The 19,982-nt window shown below is 35.5% G+C and carries 20 protein-coding genes and 1 tRNA gene; 20 read left to right on the top strand and 1 reads right to left on the bottom strand.

Annotation, left to right across the window (positions count from 1 at the left end; translation table 11 throughout):
- Positions 1-57 precede the first annotated feature (57 nt).
- The 8 genes from BR50_RS11800 (at position 58) to glnA (BR50_RS11765) (ending at position 8,200) form a co-directional block, all read left to right on the top strand.
- Positions 58-804: a glycerophosphodiester phosphodiesterase gene (locus tag BR50_RS11800; protein ID WP_034548788.1), complete on the top strand. Its 747-nt coding sequence runs from the start codon at positions 58-60 to the stop codon at positions 802-804.
- The gene (gene miaA / locus BR50_RS11795) at positions 791-1,744 is read left to right on the top strand and encodes a tRNA (adenosine(37)-N6)-dimethylallyltransferase MiaA (RefSeq protein ID WP_034548786.1); all 954 of its coding nucleotides are present in this window, start codon (positions 791-793) and stop codon (positions 1,742-1,744) included. The genes BR50_RS11800 and miaA overlap by 14 nt, the downstream gene beginning before the upstream one ends.
- A 44-nt stretch (positions 1,745-1,788) precedes the next feature.
- Positions 1,789-3,051, top strand: a complete 1,263-nt coding sequence (gene hflX / locus BR50_RS11790) for a GTPase HflX (protein ID WP_034548784.1) — start codon at positions 1,789-1,791, stop codon at positions 3,049-3,051.
- Positions 3,048-4,301, top strand: a complete 1,254-nt coding sequence (locus BR50_RS11785; protein WP_034548783.1) for a methionine gamma-lyase family protein — start codon at positions 3,048-3,050, stop codon at positions 4,299-4,301. The genes hflX and BR50_RS11785 overlap by 4 nt, the downstream gene beginning before the upstream one ends.
- 112 nt (positions 4,302-4,413) lie before the next feature.
- On the top strand, positions 4,414-4,779 hold the full coding sequence (locus tag BR50_RS11780; protein ID WP_034548781.1) for a MerR family transcriptional regulator: 366 nt from the start codon (positions 4,414-4,416) through the stop codon (positions 4,777-4,779).
- Positions 4,780-4,858: 79 nt separating this feature from the next.
- Positions 4,859-6,193: a type I glutamate--ammonia ligase gene (gene glnA, locus BR50_RS11775; RefSeq protein ID WP_034548779.1), complete on the top strand. Its 1,335-nt coding sequence runs from the start codon at positions 4,859-4,861 to the stop codon at positions 6,191-6,193.
- Positions 6,194-6,425: 232 nt separating this feature from the next.
- The gene (locus tag BR50_RS11770; RefSeq protein ID WP_034548778.1) at positions 6,426-6,818 is read left to right on the top strand and encodes a MerR family transcriptional regulator; all 393 of its coding nucleotides are present in this window, start codon (positions 6,426-6,428) and stop codon (positions 6,816-6,818) included.
- A gap of 41 nt (positions 6,819-6,859) precedes the next feature.
- Positions 6,860-8,200 carry a type I glutamate--ammonia ligase gene (gene glnA, locus BR50_RS11765; protein ID WP_034548777.1) on the top strand — a complete coding sequence of 447 codons (1,341 nt, stop codon included), beginning with the start codon at positions 6,860-6,862 and terminating at the stop codon, positions 8,198-8,200.
- 51 nt (positions 8,201-8,251) lie between these two features.
- Here glnA (BR50_RS11765) and BR50_RS11760 read toward each other — a convergent pair whose 3' ends face one another.
- The gene (locus tag BR50_RS11760) at positions 8,252-8,629 is read right to left on the bottom strand and encodes a PH domain-containing protein (protein ID WP_034548776.1); all 378 of its coding nucleotides are present in this window, start codon (positions 8,627-8,629) and stop codon (positions 8,252-8,254) included.
- Positions 8,630-8,789: 160 nt separating this feature from the next.
- Here BR50_RS11760 and BR50_RS11755 point away from each other — a divergent pair.
- The 12 genes from BR50_RS11755 (at position 8,790) to BR50_RS11695 (ending at position 19,870) form a co-directional block, all read left to right on the top strand.
- A tRNA-Arg gene (locus BR50_RS11755) sits at positions 8,790-8,863 on the top strand.
- A 468-nt stretch (positions 8,864-9,331) separates the two neighbouring features.
- A complete protein-coding gene (gene nrdH, locus BR50_RS11750) occupies positions 9,332-9,565 on the top strand; it encodes a glutaredoxin-like protein NrdH (RefSeq protein ID WP_034548774.1) in 234 nt (77 codons plus the stop codon).
- A complete protein-coding gene (nrdI, locus tag BR50_RS11745; RefSeq protein WP_034548773.1) occupies positions 9,562-9,927 on the top strand; it encodes a class Ib ribonucleoside-diphosphate reductase assembly flavoprotein NrdI in 366 nt (121 codons plus the stop codon). Before nrdH ends, nrdI begins: the two co-directional genes overlap by 4 nt.
- On the top strand, positions 9,920-12,097 hold the full coding sequence (nrdE, locus tag BR50_RS11740; protein ID WP_034548772.1) for a class 1b ribonucleoside-diphosphate reductase subunit alpha: 2,178 nt from the start codon (positions 9,920-9,922) through the stop codon (positions 12,095-12,097). The genes nrdI and nrdE overlap by 8 nt, the downstream gene beginning before the upstream one ends.
- Positions 12,098-12,112: 15 nt before the next feature.
- On the top strand, positions 12,113-13,075 hold the full coding sequence (nrdF, locus tag BR50_RS11735) for a class 1b ribonucleoside-diphosphate reductase subunit beta (RefSeq protein ID WP_034548771.1): 963 nt from the start codon (positions 12,113-12,115) through the stop codon (positions 13,073-13,075).
- A 241-nt stretch (positions 13,076-13,316) separates the two neighbouring features.
- Complete coding sequence (locus BR50_RS11730) at positions 13,317-14,231, top strand: DUF975 family protein (protein WP_034548770.1); 915 nt, start codon at positions 13,317-13,319, stop codon at positions 14,229-14,231.
- Positions 14,232-14,919: 688 nt separating this feature from the next.
- Positions 14,920-15,594 (top strand): lipoprotein, encoded by a 675-nt coding sequence (locus BR50_RS11720; protein ID WP_034549205.1) that lies wholly within the window; start codon positions 14,920-14,922, stop codon positions 15,592-15,594.
- Between the two features lie 168 nt (positions 15,595-15,762).
- A complete protein-coding gene (locus BR50_RS11715) occupies positions 15,763-16,317 on the top strand; it encodes a CDP-alcohol phosphatidyltransferase family protein (RefSeq protein WP_034548768.1) in 555 nt (184 codons plus the stop codon).
- Between the two features lie 27 nt (positions 16,318-16,344).
- Positions 16,345-17,022 (top strand): CBS domain-containing protein, encoded by a 678-nt coding sequence (locus BR50_RS11710; RefSeq protein WP_034548767.1) that lies wholly within the window; start codon positions 16,345-16,347, stop codon positions 17,020-17,022.
- A 200-nt stretch (positions 17,023-17,222) separates the two neighbouring features.
- Positions 17,223-17,786: an NADPH-dependent FMN reductase gene (locus tag BR50_RS11705; protein WP_211249850.1), complete on the top strand. Its 564-nt coding sequence runs from the start codon at positions 17,223-17,225 to the stop codon at positions 17,784-17,786.
- Positions 17,787-18,907: 1,121 nt separating this feature from the next.
- Positions 18,908-19,348, top strand: coding sequence for a MarR family winged helix-turn-helix transcriptional regulator (locus BR50_RS11700; protein ID WP_245792792.1), 441 nt, complete (start codon positions 18,908-18,910; stop codon positions 19,346-19,348).
- A 177-nt stretch (positions 19,349-19,525) separates the two neighbouring features.
- Entirely contained in the window at positions 19,526-19,870 is a 345-nt protein-coding gene (locus BR50_RS11695) for a DUF2187 domain-containing protein (protein WP_034548765.1), read from the top strand.
- The last annotated feature ends 112 nt before the right edge of the window (positions 19,871-19,982 follow it).

Below are 19,982 nucleotides of genomic sequence, written 5' to 3'. Positions count from 1 at the left end.
GCATAGAATAGAAATATGCTATAATTACTAAGAACTCAGCAATGGAGGGCATCAGTTATGGACCAAACAAAAATTATTGCTCATAGAGGAAGTAAAGGAACACATCCAGAGAACACCTTAGAAGCGGTCAAAGAAGCCGTTCGAGTTCGAAGCGATGGTATCGAAATAGATGTTCACTTAAGTTTAGATAAAGAACTGATTGTTATTCACGATGAAACGATCGATCGCACTACAAATGGAAAAGGCAGTATTCAAAATTTGACCTTAGCCGAATTAAAACAATTTGATGCAGGCAGCTGGTACTCACCTGAATACAGCAATTGCCGGATCCCAACTTTGCAAGAGATTTTTTGTTTTCTCGAAAAGGTCGATTATAAAGGGTTAGTCAATATTGAACTGAAAACAGATAAATTTTCTTATCCAGGGATCGAAGAGAAAGTGGTAGCGTTTGTAGCTGAAAAAAATTGGCCGTTCACTGTAGAATATTCCAGTTTTAATTATCAAACGTTGATCCAACTAAAAATTTTGGATGATACTTGTAAAATAGCGCTATTATTTAAAGAGCATGGAGAAAATAAGACCTTTTTAAACCTGAATATTCCCGTTAACATGTGGCACCCTAAATTGAGCTGGTTTAAAAGCATCAGCCCTTTTCAAGTGCCTGAATTACCGGTACGCGTGTGGACGATCAATAAAAGTGAGGACCTTCAATTTTGCTTTCGCAAACAAGTAGCAGGTGTCATCACGGATTATCCTCAGAAAGCTCTTGAAATGAGAGATAAATGGCAAAATGAAGGAGAATAGCGTGGAAAAGAAAAAAATCATTATCATCGTAGGACCAACAGCTGTTGGGAAAACAAGTTTAAGTCTGTCTTTAGCTAAGGCAGTCAATGGAGAGATAATCAGTGGCGATTCTATGCAAATCTACCGCAATCTTACTATCGGAACAGCTAAAGTAACTAAGGCTGAGCAAAAAGGGATCCCACATTATTTGATCGATGAAGTGGATGTTACAACGAGCTATGCTGTATCTGATTTTCAAAAACGAGCCCGTTTTTTAATTGAAGATATCACTGCAAGAGGAAAAGTACCGATCATTGTCGGGGGTACAGGATTATATATCGAATCTTTGATCTATGATGTTACTTTTGGTGGAAGCGGCAAAAATGATACAGCCTTTCGAGAAGCTCAAGAAAAGATTGCTGTAGAAAAAGGAAATCTTTATTTATGGGAACAATTAGCTAATGTAGATCCTACTGCTGCTGATAGGATCCACTTTAACAATCGCCGGCGGATCATTCGAGCGCTTGAAGTGTATCACGTAACAGGACAGCCTTTTTCGAGCTATCAAAGTGAACGTAAAGAAAAAGAGCCCCTTTATGAAGTTAAAATTATAGGCTTAATGACTGAACGCGAAGAACTGTATAAGCGCATCGATCTTCGTGTAGAGCAAATGTTCGAAGCAGGATTGATCGAAGAAGCCAAATGGCTCTATCAGCAAAATTTACCAGATGCACAAGCTTCAAGGGGAATCGGATATAAAGAATTGGTTCCTTACTTTGAAGAAAAGACGGATTTGCAAGAAGCCAAAGAAGCCATCCAACAAAATTCGAGAAGATATGCCAAGCGTCAACTGACTTGGTTTAGAAATCGATTAGAAAATGTTGAGTGGTGGGACTTAGTGGCATTCCCTGAAAATGAAGAAGAATTAAAAAATGAAGTGAAAAAATTTCTGATAAAATAAGCATGGATACTTTGTTCAAAATACTAGAATAGAAGGTGAACGGAATGGAAACGAAAGAAACCGCTGAAACAGTAGAACGCGTTATTCTTGTAGGTGTACAAACAAATGAAACTAATCAAGATTTTCAATATTCGTTAAAAGAATTGGCACAATTGACCGAAACAGCTAATGGAGAAGTAGTAGGAGAACTTACCCAAAAAAGAGATCGAGCAGATTCGCGTACTTTTTTAGGTAAAGGAAAAATGGAAGAATTGGTTTCGCTAGTTGACGAACTAGAAGTAGATACCGTTATCTTTAATCAAGGTTTAACACCTGGTCAAACGAAAAATATCCAAAAGATTTTATTGGATGAAGTGAAAGTGATTGATCGTATCCAATTGATCTTGGATATTTTTGCCATGCGGGCTAAAAGCAGAGAAGGTAAATTACAAGTTGAGTTAGCTCAACTACAATACTTAATGCCTCGACTAGCTGGGCAAGGCGTCAATTTATCTCGATTAGGTGGAGGAATTGGGACACGTGGCCCAGGTGAAACAAAATTAGAAACTGACCGCCGACACATTCGCGACCAAATTACCGACATCAAGCGTGATCTAGCTGAAACGGAAAAACACCGTAGTCGTGCTCGAGAACAACGCAAGGAAAGCGGAACGTTTCAAATTGGTTTGATGGGTTATACTAATGCTGGGAAATCAACGTTGTTGAATAAATTGACTCAAGCAGATACGTATGAAGAAAACCAATTATTTGCGACCTTGGATCCGTTGACACGTAAATTGCTCTTGCCAAGTGGCATGATGGTCACACTTACCGATACAGTTGGTTTTATTCAAGATTTGCCGACACAATTGATCGAGTCTTTTAAATCAACTTTAGAAGAAACAAAAAATGTTGATCTATTGTTACATGTAGTAGATGCGTCTGCTGAAAATATGGCTGGACATGAAAAGACCGTTATCCAACTATTAAAAGAATTGGGTATGGAAACGATCCCTATGATCACTATTTATAACAAAAAAGATTTAGTTGAAGATCCATTTTATCCATCGCTTTTCCCTAATGTAGTTATCTCGGCTAATGATCCTGAAGATATCGAATTACTGTTGTCAGAGATCATGAGTAAGATGAAAGAATTGATGGTTCCTTACCGAATTGAAATTGAAGTTACCCAAGGAGAAAAATTAGTCCGTTTAAAAAGAGAAACGCTTGTTGATTCTGAAGAATATGATGAAGAAAAAAATGTTTATGTAGTAAAAGGCTATGCAAAAGCAGGGTCGAAATGGAATGGAGAGAATCAAACGTCATGAGTTGGAACGATCATTATGCACCTGAATTAATCAAGAAAATTAAAGTAGTAGAAGAAAAAATCAAACCGGTCCATGACCAGATCCATGAAATAGCGTTAGTGAATCAACAAAAAGTCTTGCAAAGCTTTAGAAATAAAAAAGTTACTGAGCAACATTTTAATCCAACAACCGGTTACGGATACGATGACTTTGGAAGAGATACTTTAGAAGCGGTTTATGCTGAAGTTTTTGGGGCTGAAGCTGGATTAGTTCGGCCTCAGATCATTTCAGGTACACATGCTATTTCAACGGCTTTATTTGGTGTCATGCGTCCTGGAGATGACTTGTTGTACATTTCCGGAACTCCTTATGATACATTACTTGAAATCGTTGGTGTTACTGGAAATGGTATTGGATCATTTAAGGAATACCAAATGGGTTTTGATCAAGTTGATTTATTATCGAATGGGAAAGTTGATTTTGATACAGTAAAAGAAAAAATGACTTCAAAAACAAAAATGGTCGCTATTCAACGCTCTAGAGGGTATGCAAGCAGACCTTCGTTCACTATAAGCCAAATTGAAGAGATGATCCAGTTTGTTAAAGGGATCGATCCGGAAGTGATCGTATTTGTCGATAATTGCTATGGAGAATTTGTCGAAGAAAAAGAACCAATTGAAGTTGGAGCAGACTTGATGGCAGGATCATTGATCAAAAATCCAGGTGGCGGCTTAGCTAAGACAGGTGGGTACATTGTTGGGAAAACAGCTTTGATCGAAGCTTGCGGGTACCGCTTAACTACGCCGGGCATAGGAAGAGAAGCAGGTGCTTCTTTATACAGTTTACAAGAAATGTATCAAGGCTTTTTTATGGCTCCTCATACAGTTGGAGAAGCCGTGAAAGGAGCTGTATATACAGCAGCACTTTTAGAAGCCTGTGGAATTGAGAGTACACCCAAATGGGATGACAAGCGAACCGATTTGATCCAGATGATTTCATTGAATGATAAAGATAAAATGGTTAAATTCGCACAGACTATCCAAAAATATTCTCCTATCAACGCACATGTCTCTCCTATTGGTGCATACATGCCGGGATATGAAGATGATGTTATTATGGCGGCAGGAACATTTATCCAAGGTTCTAGTATGGAATTAACGGCAGATGGTCCGATTCGCTCGCCTTACACGCTTTATGTCCAAGGCGGTTTAACTTACGAGCATGTTAAATTAGCAGTCAGTTCAGCTGTTGAAGAATTGTTTTTCCGCTAATAGAGAATATTCTGCAGCTCAGTACAATGAAAATTCTCACCTAGATGGATATAATTTTTGACATTTTAAAAAGACATTGTTACTGTAGTACTATGCCAGACGGGAGGATCTCATGAACGAGAAAGAGCTAAGGCGTTCCATGTCTGTATTTCCGATTGGAACGGTAATGACACTGACTGATCTATCTGCGCGTCAAATTCGATATTACGAAGAACAAGATTTGATTTGTCCTGAACGTAATGAAGGGAATAGAAGAATGTATTCCTTAAATGATATAGACGTACTCCTTGAAATAAAGGACTACTTAGCAGATGGAATCAATATGGCTGGTATCAAGCGTATTTATGAATTAAAAGAAAAAGAAATTGAGCATGAAGAAAAGTCTACTTTAACGGATGAAGATGTTCGTCGAATTTTACAAGATGAATTTTTAGCTTTACGAGGTATGAATCTAAAAGGAACTTCACGTTTTTTTTAAGCATTTCTTACCGTATAGAGTATGTGATTAGAAATAATAAGATACAAAATAGTTAATAAAAGGGGAAAAAATAATTAAAATGAAAACTTTCACAAGAGAAGAAATCGAAATTGGTGCAAAAGAACAAAATGTTCGTTATTTAAGATTGATGTTTACGGATATAGATGGAACGATAAAAAATGTTGAAGTGCCAATCAGTCAATTAGAAAAAGTTATGGAAAATAAAATGATGTTTGACGGATCATCTATTGATGGATTCGTAAGAATTGAAGAAAGCGACATGATTTTGCGCCCCGATTTATCCACTTGGTTAATATTCCCTTGGGAAGAAGTTAATGGAAAAGTCGCACGTTTGATTTGCGATATCTATAATCCAGACGGAACTCCTTTTTCTGGAGATCCTAGAAATAATTTGAAACGCGTTCTAAAAGAAATGGAAGAAGAAGGCTATACAGAATTTAATTTAGGACCCGAACCGGAATTTTTCTTATTCAAATTAGATGAAAACGGAAATCCGACAACTGAAGTAAATGATCATGGCGGCTATTTCGATTTTGCGCCAACAGATTTAGGTGAAAATTGTCGTCGCGATATCGTGCTGCACCTTGAAAATTTAGGGTTTGAAATTGAAGCCAGCCATCACGAAACGGCACCTGGACAACATGAGATCGATTGGAAATATGCTGGTGCAATAGAAGCGTGTGACAATATCCAAACCTTCAAACTGATCGTTAAAACGGTTGCTCGTAAACATGGACTTCATGCAACCTTTATGCCTAAACCAGTATATGGAGTAGGCGGCTCTGGGATGCACTTTAATATGTCGTTATTCAACAAAGAGGGAAATGTTTTTTGCGACGAAGAAAATGAACTTGGCTTAAGCAAAACAGCCCAACATTTCTTAGCTGGTATATTGGATCATGCTTTAGGGTATACTGCTGTCTGTAATCCAACTGTTAACTCTTATAAACGATTGATTCCAGGCTATGAAGCTCCTGTTTATATAGCATGGAGTGCTCGTAACCGTTCACCTTTAGTGCGTATCCCAAGTTCAAGAGGTGTATCTACACGAATCGAATTACGCAGTGTCGACCCTAGTGCGAATCCTTATTTAGCAGTAGCAGTGTTGCTGCAATCAGGATTAGATGGTGTGAAAAAAGAAAGTATAGCTCCTAAACCAATCGATCGCAATATTTACCGTATGTCTTCAGAAGAAAGATATAAACGAGGTATTAGAGATCTTCCTACTACGTTACACAATGCGGTCAAATACTTGCAAGAAGATAAGGTCGTGCAAGAAGCTTTAGGGAATCATATTTATAAAAGTTTTGTAAGTGCCAAGCATATAGAATGGGCAGCTTATCGGGAACAAGTTTCTGAGTGGGAGAAAGAGAAATATTTGACATTATATTGAAAAGTGTTGAGAATAAAAAAAGAACTAGTGGATTTTTCATCTGCTAGTTTTTTTTTGCAATTTTTTTAAAATTGGTATAGTTCAATTTCATTTTTATAATCGGAACGATAGAACAATGAAAAAAAGAGACGTTCGTTTTTATATGTTAGGTTTCCTTACATTCGAAGTATTTTTTGTTGACATCGAAAAAAAAGACTGCTATTCTATAAATGTAATCAAAAGGAGGACATAAATGAGTGAGAAAGAGCTAAGACGTTCGATGTCGGTTTTTCCGATTGGTACAGTTATGAAATTAACTGATTTATCTGCTCGACAGATTCGTTATTATGAAGAGCAAGATTTGATTGTTCCAATGCGTAATGAAGGAAACCGGCGCATGTATTCTTTAACTAATATTGATGTTCTTCTTGAAATCAAAGATTATTTATCTGATGGAATCAATATGGCTGGTGTAAAACGGATTTATAAGCTACAAGAAAGCAAAGAAAAAAATCGTGAGCAAGAAATGACTAAAATGATGACTGACGATGACGTACGTAAAATACTGCATGATGAATTTTTAGCGGTTAGTGGCTTGAATACCAAAAAACCGCATCTATTTCTTGATCAGAATCGAATAGGATAAATTTAATAATGAAAATACTACTAAAAGGGGCGAAAAAGGATATGGCTAAATTTACGGCAAATGAAATAAAAGAGGCATCAAAAAAAGAAAATGTCCGTTTCTTGAGATTAATGTTCACTGACATTTTAGGAGTTATCAAAAATGTCGAGGTACCTATTAGTCAATTAGAAAAAGTTATGGAAAATAAAATGATGTTTGACGGATCTTCTATAGAAGGATTTGTCCGCATCGAAGAAAGTGATATGTACTTAAGACCTGATTTAGATACATGGTTGATTTTTCCGTGGGAAACTTCTAAAGAATCTGGTAAAATCGCTCGATTGATCTGTGATATTTACAATCCGGATGGTACTCCTTTTGCTGGAGATCCTCGTTCTAACTTGAAACGAATCTTAAACGAAATGAAAGAATTAGGTTTTACTGATTTCAACTTAGGACCTGAACCTGAATTTTTCCTTTTTAAACTGGACGAAAAAAATGAGCCAACATTAGAATTGAATGACCATGGAGGTTATTTTGATCTAGCTCCAACAGATTTAGGTGAAAATTGCCGTCGCGATATCGTGCTGCAACTAGAAGATCTTGGTTTTGAAATTGAAGCCAGTCACCATGAAGTAGCACCAGGACAACATGAGATCGATTGGAAATACGCTAGTGCGATAGAAGCATGTGACAATATCCAAACGTTTAAACTGATCGTTAAAACAGTGGCACGTAAATATGGCTTGCATGCTACATTTATGCCTAAACCCTTATACGGTGTAAATGGATCTGGTATGCACTTTAACTTATCCTTATTTACCAAAGATGGAAATGCTTTTTATGATAAAAACGGAGATATGGAATTAAGTGATACAGCACGCCAATTCTTAGCTGGGATCTTAAATCATGCTAAGGCTTTTACAGCAATTGTAAATCCTACAGTAAATTCCTATAAACGCCTTGTACCTGGCTATGAAGCACCAGTATACATTGCATGGAGCGGCTGTAACCGTTCGCCATTGATTCGGGTACCACAATCAAGAGGGATGTCTACACGTGTAGAATTACGCAGTGTTGACCCTAGTGCAAATCCATACTTAGCTATGGCCGTTTTATTAAAAGCAGGATTAGATGGCATCAAGAACGAAATGCAAGCCCCTAAACCGATCAACCGCAATATCTATATGATGAGTGAGGAAGATCGTTACAATAATGGTATCTATGATCTGCCGGGAACTTTGTATGACGCCTTGGGATACCTAGCAAAAGATAGTACGATCAAAGATGGCTTAGGAGGACATATTTACGAAAACTTTGTCAATGCTAAGAAAATCGAATGGTCTGCTTTCCGTGAACAAGTTACTGAATGGGAAAGAGAACAGTACTTGAAAATGTATTAACAAAAAAGGAATCCAACGATAAAACAAATCGTTGGATTCCTTTTTAGCTTTTTAAAGTACGGCTAATGCTAATGCTTGCTGTATAGCAAAAATGTGCTTATCATTCGTGAACTGTAATGTAATAGCTGGTTCGTTAGCGCTAGAAATAAAAATTTTTAATTCAGCATCTAAATCAAAATGTCCAGTTGTTTCCACTAAAAAGCGACTAACTGATTTATACGGCAAAGAGTGATAAGTTGTTTTCTTACCAGTAACTCCTTGTTTGTTGATAACAATTATCCGCTTATCAGTAAAAATGATTAAATCGCGGACTAACTTAAAGGCCAAATCAATTGTTTCAGTCTCTAAAATGACACCCGCTAATTTTTTTCGAGCATCAACTTCACTAATGTTTCCAGCATTCCCTAAAAGACCACTAATTAATCCCATGACAAATCCTCCTTAGCTATTCTAATGCTCATTGTAAACCGAGCTTTTTTTTTAACACAACTGATAAAAATAATATTATTTGTTGAAAAATGAATTTCTTCCTAAAAAGTGTTGACTTTTTATTCATTATTATCTATAATTAATTTTGTTGCTAGAACATGTCTCAGTAGCTCAGCTGGATAGAGCATCCGCCTTCTAAGCGGACGGTCGAGAGTTCGAATCTCCCCTGAGGCATCAATTTAAAAATTAGAAAAGCTGGTTATCCAGCTTTTCTAATTTTTTTTATGGAAAATTCTCACAAAAAAGTTTTTTTATTGTAAATGACGAAAAATGAATCATCGTTTTAACAGCTGAAAAATAGTTTGAGAATTTATTCAAAAAAAATGTAAAAATATTCTATTGTCGTAACTTAAGCCTTTTAGTTCAGAGTTGAAAAATATTCGCTTTTTTATTTTCTTTTTTCAAATGTGAAAAATACACGAAGCTAGTTTTTAGATACAAATATACAAGGGTTTCTTTATGCGCTATTCTTCACAAACAGTCTTTCTGAGCACTACATATAGAAATAAACAGATATGTCAAGAGATAAACCACTATATATAGTGGTTTATTTGTTTGCCTGTTAGAGAGAATAGGTGTAGAATACGAAGAGAGAAATAAGAGAAAAACAGGTTAAAAAGAGACCTGGAAGGAGAATGTCTTATGGCAAAAAAAAGTATTATTGTTTATTCTAAACCAAACTGTATGCAATGCAATTTCACAAAAAAATATCTAGAAGATAAAGGTATTGCTTATGAAGTTAAAGATATTTTTGAATCAGAAGAGGCGTTAAACGAAGTAAAAGAACTAGGATTCAGTTCGGTTCCTGTTATTGCGATTGAGGGGCATGAAGCATTCAATGGATTCCGTCCAGATCTTCTTGATCAACTAGCATGAAAGTTGTTTACATCAGCCTAACTGGCCAAACGCGAAAGTTTGTTAGAAAACTAAGTATGGATTCGCTGGAATTGACGCCAACGAATCCATATGTTGCTTTAGGAGAACCATTCATTATCGTTACACCAACCTATGATAAAGAAGCGACTGATCTATTGAATGACTTTATTGAAACGGCTGATAACAAAAAGTATTTTAAGGGAGTAGCCGGTGGCGGGAATTTGAATTTTGGCCAACTTTTCGCTTTTACAGCAAAAGATCTAGCGCGTGATTACCAAGTTCCATTATTACATACCTTTGAATTTCAAGGTAATGAAGAAGATGTTGCACAATTAGAGAAAGCGGTGAAGGATATTGGATAAACCTAAATTAGCCTCAAAGGTAAAAGAGGTCACTTATTTTAAATTAAATAATGAATTAAATAGACCGGTGGACGGAAAGATCCCTTTAAATAAAGACCGTGAAGCAGTACGAGCTTACTTTTTAGAACACGTTAATCCGAATACCGTTTTTTTCTATACACTTGAAGAGAAATTAAATTATCTGATCAAAGAAGAGTACCTAGAAGAAGAATTTTTACTGAAATACGATAAAGCATTTGTTCGTTCATTATTTGACGATATTTACAGCCGGAAATTCAGATTCCGTTCGTTTATGTCAGCCTTTAAATTTTACACACAATATGCTTTGAAGACGAATGACGGAGAGCGGTTCTTAGAACGTTACGAAGACCGGATCGTTTTTAATGCACTGTATCTAGCAGATGGTAACAATGAAGTAGCTAGCAGAATTGCGGATGAGCTTGTTAATCAACGCTACCAGCCGGCTACACCAACGTTCTTGAATGCCGGTCGCAAAAGACGAGGAGAGTTGGTTTCTTGCTTCTTGATTCAAGCAACAGATGATATGAACAGTATCGGTCGCGTCGTGAATAGTGCCTTACAATTGTCGCGTATTGGCGGTGGAGTAGGAGTGAATCTATCGAATTTACGAGCTGCTGGCGATCCAATCAAGAAAATTGAAAATGCTTCTAGCGGAGTCGTTCCGGTAATGAAATTACTTGAAGACAGTTTCAGTTATTCAAATCAGCTTGGTCAACGTAATGGAGCAGGAGCAGTTTATTTAAATGTTTTTCATCCGGATATCGTTTCATTTCTTTCAACAAAAAAAGAAAATGCCGATGAAAAAATCCGTGTCAAAACACTTTCGCTTGGTTTAGTCGTACCAGATAAATTTTATGAATTAGCTGCTCATGATGAACAAATGTATTTATTTAGTCCATATGATGTAGAACGCATCTATGGAGAGCCATTTGCATATATCGATATCACTAAAGAGTATGACAACATGGTGAATAATGAAGAAATACGTAAATCGAAAATCAGCGCCCGTGAGTTAGAGAATGAGATTTCTAAATTGCAACAGGAATCTGGTTATCCCTATATCATTAACGTTGATACTGCTAATCGTGAAAATCCAGTCTACGGTACGATCACGATGAGCAATTTATGCAGCGAGATTTTACAGATCCAAGAACCTTCACTGATCAATAACGATCAAACCTATGAACATTTAGGGACCGATATCAGTTGCAACCTCGGCTCAACAAATATTGTGAATTTAATGAAATCACCTGATTTTGGGCAATCGATCGATACAATGGTTCGAGCATTAACAATGGTTACTGATCAATCAAGCATTGATGCAGTTCCATCAATTAAGAACGGAAATGACAAGTACCATACGATTGGATTAGGCGCAATGGGCCTGCACACCTTCTTAGCGTTGAATCAAATCCATTACGGCTCACCAGAGTCAGTTGAATTTACGGGTATTTATTTTAAACTATTAAATTATTATACATTGGTCTCTAGCAATAAAGTGGCCCGTGAAAGAAAGACAACTTTTTATAACTTTGAAAAATCAACTTATGCTGACGGAACTTATTTTGAAAAATATATCAATGGAAGTTCTGCTTTAGAAAGCGAAAAAGTTCAACAGTTATTTGAAGGGATCCACATTCCCACTCAAGAAGATTGGAAAGCTTTAAGCGAAGCTGTTAAGAAAGATGGTTTGTATCATCAAAATCGTTTAGCTGTAGCGCCAACGGGTTCAATCAGTTACGTCAATGAAACGTCTGCTAGTTTACATCCAATCACGCGTTTGATTGAAGAGCGCCAAGAGAAAAAAACAGGTAAGACCTATTACCCTGCGGCTTTCTTATCAAATGAAACTATGCCTTATTACATCTCTGCTTACGATATGGATATGCGAAAAGTCATTGATGTTTATGCGGCAGCTCAAGAACATATCGATCAAGGTATGAGCTTAACGCTCTTCTTACGCTCTGAAATTCCTGAAGGGCTGTATGAATGGAAAAATGGACGCACAACAAAACAAACAACACGTGACTTAAATATCTTACGTCATTATGCTTGGAAAAAAGGTGTGAAATCCATTTATTATGTTCGTACATTTACTGAAAATTCAGAAGAAATTGGTTCAAATGCTTGTGAAAGCTGCACCATTTAAAAGGAGAGAACTCGAATGACAACGAATTATACAGCTATCAATTGGAACAACATTGAAGATATGATCGACAAGCTGACTTGGGAAAAATTGGTCGAACAATTTTGGACGGATACACGTATCCCAGTATCAAATGATTTAGACGATTGGGCACGTCTTCCAAAAGTCGAAAAAGATATGGTAGGGAAAGTTTTTGGTGGCTTGACGTTATTAGATACTCTTCAGTCACAAGATGGTGTACAAGCTCTTAAACCTTATATTCGCACGCAACACGAAGAAGCTGTTTACAATAATATCCAGTTTATGGAATCGATGCATGCAAAAAGTTACAGTGCTATTTTTAGTACGTTAAATAGCAAAGTTGAAATTGATGAAATCTTTCAATGGACAAATACAAATGAACTATTGCAAATGAAAGCTTCAACAATCAATGAAATCTACCATAACGGAACAGAGTTACAGCGAAAAGTAGCCAGCGTAATGTTAGAATCGTTCCTATTTTATTCAGGTTTTTTTGCTCCGTTACATTATTTGGGGAATAATAAACTGCCAAACGTAGCAGAGATCATTAAATTGATTTTAAGAGATGAATCCGTTCATGGAACGTATATTGGGTATAAATTTCAAATTGCGTTCAATCAATTGCCAAATGATGAAAAAGAAGAAATAAAGAATTGGACGTATGATTTACTCTTTAAATTGTATCAAAATGAAGTGAAATATGCGGAATATTTGTATGATGAAATTGGCTGGACAGAACGTGTCAAAGTTTTTCTTAGATACAATGCAAATAAAGCCTTGCAAAATCTAGGCTTTGATCCCTTGTTCCCAGATACAGCTAATGATGTTGATCCTGTTGTTATGAACGGGATCTCTACTGGTACCTCTAACCATGATTTTTTCTCACAAGTAGGAAATGGTTATTTACTCGGTATGGTCGAGTCGATGGAAAATGATGATTACGAAAAATGGACCGTTTAAATAAACGAAAAGAAGAGCTTGGTTGGGATTTTTCCGATCAAGCTCTTCTTTTTGCAGTAAATTTGAGTTGTTTTAGCTACAGCCATACCAAAAATCATACAGCTGCTCTAATTTGACTAGCTAAAAGCCAATTTAACAGAAGCAAGCATGATCCTTTGTTGAATAGATAACAATTGTTAAGAGACCCAGTTTCGGTTATGATAAGGCAAAGATCAAGTTACAACAAAGGGGAGGAATTGAAATGGAAAGACGTGAAATAAAGCGTACGGCGAAGAAGCTTTTAAAAGGGAATTGGAAAGTTGCTATTTTAAATTTAATCATTATTTCTGTTTTAACAGGGGCAACTAGTCAGATTATACTGACTGTATTGGGAACAGGTGATTCTCTTACGATGATTGAATGGATCATACAAGGCAATATGAGTGATTCGCAGATGGTAGCTGGACCATCGGTTACAGCTAGCTTATTGACCACGCTCGTCAGCATCTTAGTAGGATTCATATCAAGCCTATTGCATGCCGGATACGCCTGGAATATTTTAGATATGATCGATGGAGCTAAGCTATCAATAGAAGGTATGTTCCAAACGTTTAAACGAGACCGGATTTTCAAAACAACAGGATTGATTGTTGTGACGTCTATTTTAATTGTGTTATGGTCTTTATTGTTGATCATACCGGGTATCATCAAAACTTTCAGTTACAGCCAAGCGTTAAATTTAATGAAAGATGATCCTTCAATCAGCATTATGGATGCACTAGATCAAAGTCGTAAATTGATGAAAGGAAAAAAATGGAATTATTTTCTATTACAACTTTCATTTATCTGGTGGTACATTTTACCTGTTGTGATCTATACTCTGATTGTATTAGGAAGCATCCGAACCATTAGTGCTAGTATGGAAACTGGTACTAATGAAGGAATCGCGATTATTGTAGGCTTTGTCTTATTATTTTTAGTGGTCATGTTGTTTGTAATTCTGATTTCTTTTTATGTTGAACCGTACCGGATAACTGCGCAGCAAGTATTTTACCGTACATTAACGGATGGAGATACGTTTAACCCTATACAATCGATCGATCACACTGAAGATAACGATCAGTATAATGATGCATACAAAGACAGTCAATTGGACGATGATTTAAAAAAAGATTAGCAAGGCTAAAAGGATTAAAGGATATCAAGTGTTTTAAACACGATTGTTATCTTTTAATCTTTTTTTTAAATAAAATAAAGTTATTTAAAGGTGTATGTTTTTATTATTACTGAGTAATACGCTACAATAAAAGTAAGAATACCATGTTGCAAAGTTACATTTATAAAAGTTACAGCGATCAGTTTTAAAATTTAGGTTAATTAACAGATAAGATTGCCAGTTCAAAAATAAATTTCTGATGGAACAACGGGTTTGCTTGTGGCGAGTCAAGAAACCGCTTGGATCCTTGTTCTAAAAAGTGTTCTAAAAAACCACATCCCTCGTCCACTTTTTGTATGCCTATAATAGCTTTAGCTACGTTCTCACATGACACACTTAGGCGTTTTAGCCGACAGTGCTTCTGCGCATTGCACACGTTACATGGCTACAAAATCGCCTTATTCCTCCATAAATTTCACCTTATCGATTTACCCAATTTACCAACACCAAAAATGATCGATCCAAAATTTGAAATGGATAGATGATCAGCGGATTTGAATTATCTTATCTTTAGTTGCCCTGATATTATGATGGAAGCTGCTGGTTTTTGGTATGGATTTGATGAATTTGATTATGAAGTACTAGAGTAAAAGGAAATCTATTAAGGATAGGGGTTTATTTTTAGTTGAGAAGGGAAAGGGTGATCAAAATGAAAAAGATATTGATACTTTTAGGTACAGTTGTTGTATTGGCAGGTTGTGATTTAATTGGAGGGGGAGAAACCACGCCTTCTAGCGAATCAAATTCAAGCGCTATGTCAAGTTCAAGCGCTACGTCAACCGAGACGATGATGAGTTCAGAAATTGCTTCTTCTGAATCAAGCCTGGTCAGCTCAGAAGAATCTATATCAAGTTCAAGTGCTTCAAGTGAACTAATCTCAGACATGGAAATCCCACTTGTACCGCAAAAAATGGAGCTAGACCAAAATTTGACATTAGAAAATGATTCCGTATTACAAGAAATAGAAATTAGAATGAAAGAATCAAAAGAACTCGGGATTGAAAATGATGTGGCTATTCACTTTACCGGCATGTATTTAGGTGAAAGAGGGAATATGCAAGCAATCTTTATTATTGTGAACAGAATGGATATGGCTATGACAAATATTAATATTACGATCAGTTTTAGTACGGTTAATGGGGCCACTATTTTAGATAAAGCACAGTTTTATCTGACAGAAGAATCTTTTGGAGTATTAGAACCAGATACAGCCATGCCGATGTACTTGAAAATTCAGCCTGAAAATGAAGAAGCATTCTTCAGTACGTCAAATATGGATGATTTAATTTATACGATCGATGAATTTGATTTTGAAGAGAGGTAATTTTTTTGATCAAGACATGAGAATAAACTTTTGAACGCAGAGATAAGGCATTCAAAAGTTTGTTTTTTGTTGAATATAAAATGGATGAAAAGTAAGCCTAATTTAATTGACAGTAAAAGTGGTAGGATATCAGTGTAAGATGTAACGCTATTTGAGAGGTGATGCAAATTGAAAATTCCTATAAGAGATTTTTTTACTATTCCCAATATCTTATCTTATATCCGGCTGCTTCTTATTCCGATTTTTACGGTCCAATACCTTACAGCAACGGAAACCAAAGATTATTATTTAGCAGGCATGATCGTCGTTTTTTCAGGTCTGACAGATTTATTAGATGGACTTATTGCTCGCAAGTTGAATCAAATAACTGAGGTGGGTAAATTGCTTGATCCTGTTGCTGATAAACTTACTCAAGTTGCCGTTATCATCTGTTTGATGTCACGATATGAAAAGATGTGGATCGTTATTTTATTATTTATAGCCAAAGAATTATTCATGGCAATAAATGCTATTATTCTTTATCGACAAGGTAAAAAACTCGATGGGGCTAAATGGTTTGGCAAAATAGCTACCGCAGTCTTTTATGCGTGTATGACTTTTTTAGTAGCCTTTCCAACTATTCAATTAAGTACTGCCAATAGCTTAATGATCATTACAGGTTTTTTCTTGGGGTTGTCTTTCCTATTATATGGGCGAGAGTTCTTCAGAATGTATCAAAAATAGTGTATTGAATCAGAGAAGGGGAATAGAATGAATAACGCAGAGCGCTTTATTGCCAGTTTTAATCGGATCCACAATCACCTAAGCTTTTCAGAAAATGAGAAGGAACATAAAAAACCTTTTTATCGATTATTAGATGAAAATGAACACCGCAATCCTGCGGTAAAAAAATATAAAAATGATTTGCAAATTTTTGCAGATCTTAGAAACGTTATGGTACACAAAAAACTAATTCCTAATAGCTATATTGCACAACCGACAGATAAAGTAGTCGAACATATTGAACAAATTGAAGAAGAAATAAAAAGCCCACAAAAAGTCTACCCATTATTCAAGAGAGGTGTAGTCCACTTCAATTCTGATGATTTATTTACAGCCGTATTAAAAACCATTAATGAAAAAAAGTTTACCCATTTTCCTATTTATAAGGATAATGAACTGATCGGTTTATTAACTGAGAAAGGAATCACAGTGTGGTTAGCCAATCAGTTACAGGATGAAACAATCTATTTAAAGAAAACATTAGTGGGTGAAATTATTTTAAAAGATAAAAATAGAAGTAACTATTTATTTATCAAAAAAAGTATGTCCGTTGAAATTGCCGCAGACTTATTGAAAAAAGATCGTCGATTGGACGCCTTATTGATAACGGAAAATGGCAAAGTATCAGAAACTCCTTTGGGTATTATCACTCCTTCAGATTTATAAAAAAAATCAAGTTTTAACTATTAAAACAACTAAATAATTACAAGTAAAAATAAACTTTTCAGGTGATGTTAATTAGTGGCAACTAAAAATCCAGTACGTTATAGTTGATCTGAGTTATTTAATAAAACGCATCCATTTATTGTTTGATTATTTACCCATTCAGTCAATAGGTGCATATAGAGGAGGAAGAAACAAATATGATGAAAATCGGAATAATTACAGGTAGTACGCGTCCAGGACGAAACAGCTTACAAGTAGCACAATGGGTAAAAAAATTGGCTGACAAACGTGGGGACGCAGAATATGAAATTGTCGATATTGCAGAATATAATCTGCCTTTATATAATGAACCTATCCCAGCAGCGTATAGTCAAAAATATGTTACGCCAGAAGCTATTCCATGGTCTGAAAAAATAGCTGAATTAGATGGCTATGTCTTTATCACTCCCGAATACAATCATGGTATTACATCGGCTTTAAAGAATGCAATTGATTATCTTTATCCTGAATGGAATAATAAAGCAGCAGGAATTGTGAGCTATGGCTCATCTGGTGGGGTAAGAGCTGCAGAGGCTTTACGAGTTGTTTTAGCTGAATTACAAGTTGCAGATGTTCGTACACATCCTGCAATGTCTTTATTCACTGATTTTGTAAATATGAATGAATTTAAACCGGCTGACCTGCATATAGCTTCAGTAAATACTCTTTTAGATCAACTCATTGCGTGGTCAACCGTGCTAAAACCGTTAAGAAATAATGAGTAAATCTGAGACTGACTTATGACATTTTAAAAAGTAAATTTCCAATCTTTAAAATTGAAATTTTAGTATTTTACTGGTATTATAATGGTGTAAAGAAGTACAAGGTAAAATGTCTTCTTTACTAGAGTCAGCGTAATCGACTCTAAAGTTGATAGTGGGATAGTACACTATTAACTGAACTTCATGTAGTGGCTAAGTTCCTGAAATAGAATGAGTCGAGATTGAAGTATCCAAAACGCACATGAATAGAAATATAATTCATGTGTAAAATAACCTTCTAGCAGATGAAGTAAAAATGCTAGAAAAAAACAAGAAATAAAAAAGGAACTAGCTACAAAATGAAGGGAGAGCCTCTTTTAAGAATAAGAGGCCCTCTTTTTTTTTGTTCTATTCTGGCTAGTGAAGACTGATTAGTCAGATCGATTGTATGAACACCGTGTACCAAACAAATAATTTTAATAGAAAGCTTTATTAATTGACTTGTTTACGCTTACATGGTATATTATGTATGTAGAGAGAGACATGCACAGTAAGAGAGCATGACGCTCTTTATAGAAGCTAGTGAAAGTGGCTTCTGGGACGAATAGTCGAGTGAAGCTATTCTGTCCAAGCTCATTCATTTAGTTGATTGACGAACCATTATTAATGAAACACAATCAGAAGTACTAAATGTTTGAGCTCATATATTATAGTAGCATGTAGTTCTAGCTGATAGAAGAGTCGAAGAGATCAGCCGATTAATAAGTTGATGTTAGGGATTTGCTAGAACCCATGCTATTAGATTTTAAGAGGAACGTTCTGATTTCTAGAACGTTCTTCTTTTTTTTGAAATATGGATCAATTAAAGAGACCTACAATTTTTAGTGCCGATAAATCACTTAAATTACTTACCAAAAACTTCAAGCAACCCCGCCCACTCCAGAAGAAATTTTATTTTGAAGTATCTACATCATTTGACGTATAACCAGTAATTTAAATCCAACTCTATCTTTTAAGCAGCTTTGATTCGTATCAGATTATTTGACAGTTATCTATTCATAATGGTATATTTATCTCGAAATGAAGATAAATTTATTTAAAGTAATAGGATTTTTAGATATGTTCAAATGGAAAGGTGATAAGACATGATGGATGACACAGCTAAAGCATTAAAAACCTTAACAGTATTACTGAAATCTTCTTCAAGTGTACAAGATGTTATAAAAAAAGATATGACAAAATATGGCGTAAACCCTACTGAATTTTCAGTTTTAGAGCTTCTTTATAGTAAAGGAGATCAACCTATTCAATATATTGGTAAAAAAATATTACTAGCCAGCAGCAGCATTACGTATGTCGTAGACAAATTGGAAAAGAAGGAATTTATAAAACGAACTCCGTCAGCTACCGATCGCCGTGTGACAACTATTTCAATCTCTGAAAAAGGTACAGCTTTTATGCAAGAAGCTTTCCCGCAGCATGAAAAATTGATTTCAAATCTATTTAGTGTGCTTAGTGAAGATGAAAAAAGTACTTTGATTGAATTATTAAAAAAAGTAGGGTATCGTGCTAGTTCATTTAAGTAAAAAACTTATTTAATTGCTCCTATGAAAAATCCCTCTAAGCTTTCACTGTAAGAGTGCTGGTAAGGACTCTCATTTTCTTATGCTTCATTTTCTTGCTTAAATATGGTATGATGGATTCCATTAAGAGAATTTATTGGAAAACGCTCAAATAAGAACCAAAGAGATGAGGGGATTTACATGGGGAAAATTATTACCGAAGAAATTCAGTCTTTAGTTGAGGTTGAACTTCGAAAAGGTGCCAGCAAATCAAGAATTGCGACCCTTTTAGGCGTGCCGTATGATGAAGCAATCATTATTATTGATGAAATAAAAGCTTCTTTTAGACCTGATGTAGGAGATAGAATCATTTTTTCTTTCAGAGATGAAAAAATGGCTGGAACAATCATCAAATTATTGAATAATAGTGCCGTGGTTGAAATCTATTGGGAAAAGTCTTCTGATAAAATGAAAGACATAATGGAAAGTAAAACTATTGTGAACTTTAAAGACATAGAAGAATTTATATCCGTTGAAGCTAAATAATAGCAAGAAAAAGTTGGGACAAATCGTCTCAACTTTTTTTTTTCGATGAATTGTAATATTAAGTGCAACACCCAAGACGAAATAAAAGAAACCCATGACGTCCTCGTATAGA

The organism is Carnobacterium alterfunditum DSM 5972 (genome assembly GCF_000744115.1).
GTDB lineage: Bacteria > Bacillota > Bacilli > Lactobacillales > Carnobacteriaceae > Carnobacterium_B > Carnobacterium_B alterfunditum.
The sequence above is the reverse complement of the archived record's forward strand: the minus strand, read 5'-3'. Positions and strand labels throughout refer to the sequence as shown.